This is a genomic window from Bradyrhizobium sp. UFLA05-125 (assembly GCF_059803515.1).
Map to the genome: position 1 here is coordinate 131,936 of NZ_JBANBJ010000017.1, position 6,357 is coordinate 138,292.

The window sequence follows — 6,357 nt, forward strand, 5'->3', positions numbered from 1 at the left end:
GAGAAGAGGAAGATCGTCGGAAGGTTCCACTAGAAGCCAGTCTAGCGGATTTCCATCGCCTTCCAGGCGTCTTTTTCCGACGTCGCTTGGAAGATCGAGGCCTTCGCCAGCGCTTCGGCCTCCTTGGCGGCAGCAACCGCACGGTCGAAATCGCCGCTGTCGCCGGCCTTCTTCGCGGCCGCGAGCGTCGAGATGGTCGTGGTCCACTGATTACGCAAACCAGCGGCCTCCTTGCGCGCTGCGTCCGCCGCGGCATAGGCTGCCTTGTAGTCGGCTTCGGTTGCCGCCCGCGCGGGCGCAGTAGCAGCCGCCAGCAGCAACACGAGCGCCAGGGATCGCATTCCGATCATCGTCGTGCTCATGGCCGTGCTCCCGGCCCGGAAATCGGCAGGCCATTGGCGACGTAGGACAGGTAATATTCGACGTCGCGGTACTCGTCCGATTGCGGTTCCAGCGGAACCGCGCGGGTCTGGCTGTTGCAGGTCATGAGGCGGCGGGTGGTCGTGCCCATGCCGCTCCATTCGCTGCGGTAGATCGGCAGAGCGTTCATGATGCCGAGCGCCGGCGCCAGCACTTCCGCGCGGATGCGCTCGCCCGGGCTCTGCACATGGCAGCTCGCACAGGAGAAGTTCATCTGCCCGCGCCGCGTGTAGAAATAGCGCTTGCCGTTCTCGTAGGCCTCGATCGCGCGCGGATCGTCCGGGATCTTGATGTCCATCGGCTTGCCGCGTGAGGTAAAGGCCATGTAAGCGGTCAGCGAGGCCATCTCGTCCTTGACGTAGGAGTAGGGCGCCTCGCCATTGGCCTCGCGGCAGCGGTTGAGCGCGAGCTCGAGCGTGACGACCTTGCCTTCCTTCTCGTCGAAGTAAGGATAGTTCTGGCGGATGCCGATGCCGCCGTTCGGGAAGCAGTCGGCGTAGGTCTTGCCGTTCTTGAACGGGGTCGCAAACATCTCCTTGCCGGCGTCGAGCGCGAACTCGTAGGGCGGGAACTCCTCCTTCTCCTGCCACTGCCGCTTCATGTCCTCGTTCATGGAATAAGGACCGTTGACGAAATCCTCGTGCTTCACGTTCGGAAATTTCTGGAAGAAGAAGTTCTGGAACGCCTTGGCCTCGGTTGCGGGATCGATCTTGTCGGCCGCGATCACGCGCTGTGCGGTGAAGCCGAGCGCCGCGAGCGCGACGAGCACGGAGCCGAGCCAGATTGCCGAGCGCATCTTCATCACGAGATCTTCGCGGTGGTCGTATCCGACGCACCCTTGTTGTCGGTCCAGGAGATCTTGAGATCGTCGCCTTTCTTCGCCCCCTTGAAGCTGAACTTGACGTAGGGATCCTTGGAGACGGCCGGGCCCCAATCGGCGACGAAGACGTCCTTGCCGTTATATTCGAATTTCAGTTCCTGGATGAAATGCGCCGGGATCAGCTCGCCCTTGGCGTCCTTGACGAAGCCGGAATCCATGGGGTGCTGGATCAGCGCCTGCACCTCGGTGGTGTCGCCGTTGGATGTTGCGCGCACGCGTATGCTTGATGCCATCGGACTTGTCCTCCTATCCGCCGCAGCCGCCGACGGTGACCTTGACCTCTTTGGTCGCGCTGAAGAGTTTGCCATCGGCCTCGACGATCGCGACCACGTTGGTGGTCTTCGCCATCTTCAGCCGATTGGCGACGCTCGGGATCGTGCCGTCCGGAATCTTGTAGCTTGCTGCCAGCGCGTTCGGGTTCTCCGCGACGAAGAACGAGATCGAGGTTACCTTCTCGAGCGTGGTCGTCACGGAGATCGGCACGACGCCGCCGTTCTCGGCGATCTCGGGCGCGTCGAGCTTGATCTTGTCGGACGGCTCGGCGGTCTTGCCATAGAGTGCCTTGATCGCGTCGGCCTCGCTCTTCTGCTTGAACGCCTCTTCCGGATATTTGTCGTTGGCCGCGGCGCGCGCTGGCGCGCTCGCAAACGGCAGATTGCCGAGGCCGATCAGCGCAACGAAGGCCGCGCCCTGCAGGATCAGGCGCCGCGTCGCGAGAAGGCCGGTCGCTGCACTCATCGTGGTCTCCTGGTCGATCGCCTCAGCGATCCCTTAAGGTATCGGCGCCGCTACAGGGTCTGGAGGAAATCAACGATCGCGTTGATCTCCTGTTCGGTCAAAATCCGGTTCCGTCCGAACGGCGGCATCATGGTCTGCGGGTTGCGCTTGGTCTCGTCGAACAGGATCGCGAAGAGCTCGTTGCGGTCGGGGTATTTTGCCTTGATGTCCTTCAGCTCCGGGCCGATCGTGCCGGGCAGGTCGCCGCCCCTGATCACGTGGCAGGTCAGGCAATTGCCCTTGCCGCGGTCGAAGGCGAGCTTTTGTCCCTCGGCGCTTGCGGATTGGGCGCGCGCGGGCCCTGCGACAACCGCGGCGAGGGCGGACAGGATGAAGACCAGAGCGGGCTTCCGGGGAAAGGCGGTCAAGGCATCGGTCCGAGGCATTATGTCGATGTTTGCATTCGCGAATTATAGTGCTCAAAGCACAAAGGGCCTCGCCTGACAATCGCGACTATGCAGGTCGCAAATTGGAGTTAATGTCTTCCGCATTGCAACCGAAGAGACTATTTGTTCGGCAGTTTAGGCTCTGACAGAGCCAGTGATTTTGGGGCGTCTTGGCGTCCAGTGACGTTTTTATCTCGTTGTCGTTTTCCCGGAGGCCTCAATTGGCTGAATATGTCGTCGAATTTGGCAAGGACGGCGGGCGGGTTGAGCCCGACGGGCGGCTCGATGCACCGGCGTTCCATCGCAATCACGAGCCGATCTGGGCCGCGCTGGAGAAACACCTCGCCGGCCGCCAGGGCGATGTGGTCGAGGTCGGCAGCGGAACCGGCCAGCACGTGGTCCACTTCGCCCGCCATGCGCCCGATCTCGTCTGGTGGCCGAGCGACCTCAATCAGCGGCATCTGAAGAGCATCGAGGCCTGGCGGGTCCATTCCGGCCTGCCAAACATCCGCCCGCCGTTGCGGGTCGATCTGTCCGATCTGGACTGGTGCCCGGAGATGAAGGGCGGCGAAGGGCCCAAGGAAGGTCCGAAGGATCTCGCGGCGGTGTTCTGCGCCAATGTCATCCACATCGCGCCATGGAACGTGGCCGAGGGCTTGTTCGCCGGTGCCGGCCGCTATTTGCGGCCTGGCGGCACGCTGTTCCTCTACGGTCCCTTCAAGCGCGGCGGCAAGCACACCGCGCTCAGCAACGCGGTGTTCGACACCTCCTTGCGCGAAGGCAACGCGGAATGGGGCGTGCGCGATCTCGGCGACGTCGAGAAGCTCGCACAGCACGCGGGCCTGCGCCTCGTCGATCTCATCGACATGCCCGCCAACAATCTCACGCTGGTGTTCGCGAAGGCCTGAGCTGCGAGGCGGCTACGCCTCGTTGTCGTGCCAGCCGATCCGGCTCTTCAGGAATTCAAAGCCGAGCACCTGGAAGCCGGCGCGCTCCTTGTTGTCCTTGCCGTAGCCATGGCCGCCCGCGGCCGGCTCATAGAAAAAAGCCTCGTAGCCCATGGCCTGGAGCTTTGCGGCCATCTTGCGCGCATGTCCGGGATGGACGCGATCGTCCCGCCGCGTCGTCGCGATCAGGATCGGCGGATAGGGCTGGCCGGGCTTTGCGGCATGATAGGCCGAATAAGTCTTCAGCCACTCCCACTCCTCAGGCTTATCTGGGTCGCCATATTCCGCTATCCAGCTCGCGCCCGCCAGCAGCTTGGTGTAGCGGCGCATGTCGACCAGCGGGATCGTGCAGAACAACGCGCCGAATCGCTCGGGATAGCGCGTCAGCATGTTGGTGATGAGGATACCGCCGTTCGAGCCGCCCTGCGCCGCGATGCGCTTAGCCCGCGTGACGCCACGTCGCACGAGATCGGCGGCGACCGCCGCGAAATCATCATGTGACAGCCGCTTGCCGGCCAGCCGTCCGGCATCGTGCCAGCGCGTGCCGAACTCGCCGCCGCCGCGCAAATTCGCCTGCACCGTAGTGCCGCCGCGCTCCAGCCACAGCCTGCCGAGCGCCGGATTGTAGTACGGCTTCACCGAATGAGCGAAGCCGCCATAGGCGCTCATATAGACCGGCGCATCGCCGGTCTCACCGGCGGGCCCTGTCTGCACGTAGGGGATGCGCTCGCCGTCGATGGAGATCGCCTCGTGCTGTGTGACCACGAGACCGTCGGCAATGAACGTTTTCGGCGCCTGCTTCAGCACGATGGGGCTGGCGATGCCACTCTCGCTCATCATCAGGGATGGCGGAGTAAGCGGATCCTGAATATTGGCGAGCAGGTCGCCATTGCTTCCGGACTCATGGTGGTCAAGGCGCCAGACGTCGACCACGCCGATGTCCGGAAGTCCGCGCAGCGTCTCCCGACTCCAGCCGTTGGGCGAGGGCGTGCAGATCTCGTGGACCGGCCGCAACTCGTCGAGGATCGGAAGCACCAGCTTGCCCGCGGTCCAGAACAGGCCTTGCAACGCACGCCGCGGTCCGGGCTCGAACAGGACGGTGAAGTCGCGGTGGCCTGCGAGAAACGCCGGGAGCGAGATGCCGAGCACGCTGTCCGCCGCGTACTCTCGTCCTGCAACGGTCCAAGGCCGCCGCAGCTTCATGGCGAACCAGTCGCCATGTGCCTGCATCCACACGCCGGTCGGCAGATCGAGCTGCGTGAGCACGCCGGCTGCATCGCGAAGCCAGATCGCGAAATTGAAGAAGTCGACCTGATCGACGATCCAGGCGCGCGACGCCGGTCCGGTGTCGTCGACGCCGCAATAGACCCGCATGCGGTCGGCGGTGGTCTCGAAGATCACCTGTGCCTGCTCGACCTGTTGGCCGCGCCGCCACAGCCGGATTGTTTTGGCGTAGCCGGACGTCGTCGCCATCTCCGCGCCATAGGCGCTGGAGAGCAGGAGCGTATCGGCATCGAGCCAGTCGGCGCTGCTCTTGGCCTCCGGCAGCACAAAACCATCAGCGACAAAGCTCTTCGTCTCGATGTCGAACTCGCGCAAGGTGACGGCATCGCTGCCGCCGCGCGACAGGCTCAGGATGACTCGCTGATGTCCTGGGCTCGATGTGATCCAGTTTAGAAGCCAGTCCTCGCCCTCGTTGGCGGCAAGCTGGTCGATGTCGAGCAAGGTCTCCCAGGCGGGCACGGCTTTGCGAAATTCCGCGAGTGTTGTCCGCCGCCACAGGCCGCGCGGGTTCGCCGCGTCCTTCCAGAGATTGTAGAGATGAGCCCCGCGACGCCTGACGAAGGGAATATTGTCCGGCCGGTCGTAGATATCGGCCAGAATATCGCTGTCGCGCGCGAAGGCTGGGCCGCCGAACTTGTCCAGTGTCAGGCGATTCTGCCGCTCGACGAAATCGAGCGCTCGCGCGCCTTCGATGTCTTCCAGCCAGAGATAGGGATCATCGTCCGGCGCGGTCAGCGTGGGCCTGTCGTCAACGGGCATGATCCGAACTCCGGAAGCGAACTTGCAAAGCCTGACTTGATCGAGCGCAAGGCTTTGATAGCGCGGCCTGCTAGGTGCTGTCCAATTGCGCCCTCGGCATGGCCCACGCCCGTTTGCGCCGGTTGTCCGCTCCGGCGCGCCCCGCCATAGTGCCGGGAATCAAACCAGCGCCGCCGGGCGGAAATGCCGATGTTGGACGTGACTTCAGCCGACGAGATTGCCGACGACGTTCGCGTGCGTGCCAATGTGCTGCGCCTTGCGGCGGCGCAGGCGCTGACCGGCGCCAATTCGGCCGTGATCTTTGCCACCGGCTCGATCGTCGGCGCGACGCTCGCGCCCGACATGTCGCTGGCGACCGTGCCGCTGTCGATGTATGTGCTCGGCCTTGCCGCCGGCACGTTGCCGACCGGCGCGATCTCGCGACGCTTCGGCCGTCGCATGGCCTTCATCGTCGGCACCGCCTGCGGCACGCTCACCGGCCTCGTCGGCTCGTTTGCGATCCTCAACGGCTCGTTCGCGCTGTTTTGCGTCGCGACCTTCCTCGGCGGCCTCTATGGCTCGGTCGCACAATCCTATCGCTTCGCCGCCGCCGACGGCGCCAGCACCACCTACCGGCCCAAGGCGGTGTCATTGGTGATGGCGGGCGGGGTGTTTGCCGGCGTGCTCGGTCCGCAGCTCGTGCAATGGACCATGGACGTCTGGCCGCCTTATCTGTTCGCTTTCAGTTTCGTGGTGCAGGCGGCGGTGGCGTTGATCGCGATGGGCATCGTTGCCGGCGTTGACATGCCGAAGCCGGCCGCCGCCGATCTGCACGGTGGCCGGCCGCTGCTTCGCATCGTGCGGCAGCCGCGCTTCATCGCGGCGGCGCTGTGCGGCGTGATCGCCTATCCCATGATGAACCTGG

At 64.2% G+C, this 6,357-nt stretch carries 8 protein-coding genes; 2 read left to right on the plus strand and 6 right to left on the minus strand.

Annotated features, from left to right (window positions below; genetic code table 11):
* Window positions 1–41 precede the first annotated feature (41 nt).
* From SO156_RS17910 to soxX, 5 genes are read right to left on the minus strand one after another with little or no spacing between them, the layout of a single operon-like run.
* Complete coding sequence (locus SO156_RS17910; protein ID WP_498535718.1) at window positions 42–362, minus strand: hypothetical protein; 321 nt, start codon at window positions 360–362, stop codon at window positions 42–44.
* Window positions 359–1,222, minus strand: coding sequence for a sulfur oxidation c-type cytochrome SoxA (soxA, locus tag SO156_RS17915; protein ID WP_498535719.1), 864 nt, complete (start codon window positions 1,220–1,222; stop codon window positions 359–361). The genes SO156_RS17910 and soxA overlap by 4 nt, the downstream gene beginning before the upstream one ends.
* Window positions 1,222–1,533 carry a thiosulfate oxidation carrier complex protein SoxZ gene (gene soxZ, locus SO156_RS17920; protein WP_498535720.1) on the minus strand — a complete coding sequence of 104 codons (312 nt, stop codon included), beginning with the start codon at window positions 1,531–1,533 and terminating at the stop codon, window positions 1,222–1,224. The genes soxA and soxZ overlap by 1 nt, the downstream gene beginning before the upstream one ends.
* Before the next feature lie 13 nt (window positions 1,534–1,546).
* A complete protein-coding gene (gene soxY, locus SO156_RS17925) occupies window positions 1,547–2,038 on the minus strand; it encodes a thiosulfate oxidation carrier protein SoxY (protein ID WP_498535721.1) in 492 nt (163 codons plus the stop codon).
* A gap of 50 nt (window positions 2,039–2,088) precedes the next feature.
* Complete coding sequence (gene soxX / locus SO156_RS17930) at window positions 2,089–2,445, minus strand: sulfur oxidation c-type cytochrome SoxX (protein WP_498535722.1); 357 nt, start codon at window positions 2,443–2,445, stop codon at window positions 2,089–2,091.
* 239 nt (window positions 2,446–2,684) lie between these two features.
* Between soxX and SO156_RS17935 the strand changes: the two genes are divergently transcribed.
* Window positions 2,685–3,371, plus strand: coding sequence for a DUF938 domain-containing protein (locus tag SO156_RS17935; protein WP_498535723.1), 687 nt, complete (start codon window positions 2,685–2,687; stop codon window positions 3,369–3,371).
* A gap of 12 nt (window positions 3,372–3,383) precedes the next feature.
* On the opposite strand, the gene SO156_RS17940 is transcribed toward SO156_RS17935, so the two are convergent.
* Complete coding sequence (locus SO156_RS17940) at window positions 3,384–5,453, minus strand: prolyl oligopeptidase family serine peptidase (protein WP_498535724.1); 2,070 nt, start codon at window positions 5,451–5,453, stop codon at window positions 3,384–3,386.
* Window positions 5,454–5,642: 189 nt separating this feature from the next.
* Between SO156_RS17940 and SO156_RS17945 the strand changes: the two genes are divergently transcribed.
* A partial coding sequence (locus SO156_RS17945; protein WP_498535725.1) for an MFS transporter occupies window positions 5,643–6,357 on the plus strand: 715 nt, incomplete at its 3' end.

Excerpts from the sequence above, each read along its gene's own strand:
- SO156_RS17910 (WP_498535718.1), bottom strand. The coding sequence starts at position 362 with ATGAGCACGACGATGATCGGAATGCGATCCCTGGCGCTCGTGTTGCTG.
- soxY (WP_498535721.1), bottom strand. The coding sequence starts at position 2,038 with ATGAGTGCAGCGACCGGCCTTCTCGCGACGCGGCGCCTGATCCTGCAG.
- soxA (WP_498535719.1), bottom strand. The coding sequence starts at position 1,222 with ATGAAGATGCGCTCGGCAATCTGGCTCGGCTCCGTGCTCGTCGCGCTC.
- soxZ (WP_498535720.1), bottom strand. The coding sequence starts at position 1,533 with ATGGCATCAAGCATACGCGTGCGCGCAACATCCAACGGCGACACCACC.
- SO156_RS17940 (WP_498535724.1), bottom strand. The coding sequence starts at position 5,453 with ATGCCCGTTGACGACAGGCCCACGCTGACCGCGCCGGACGATGATCCC.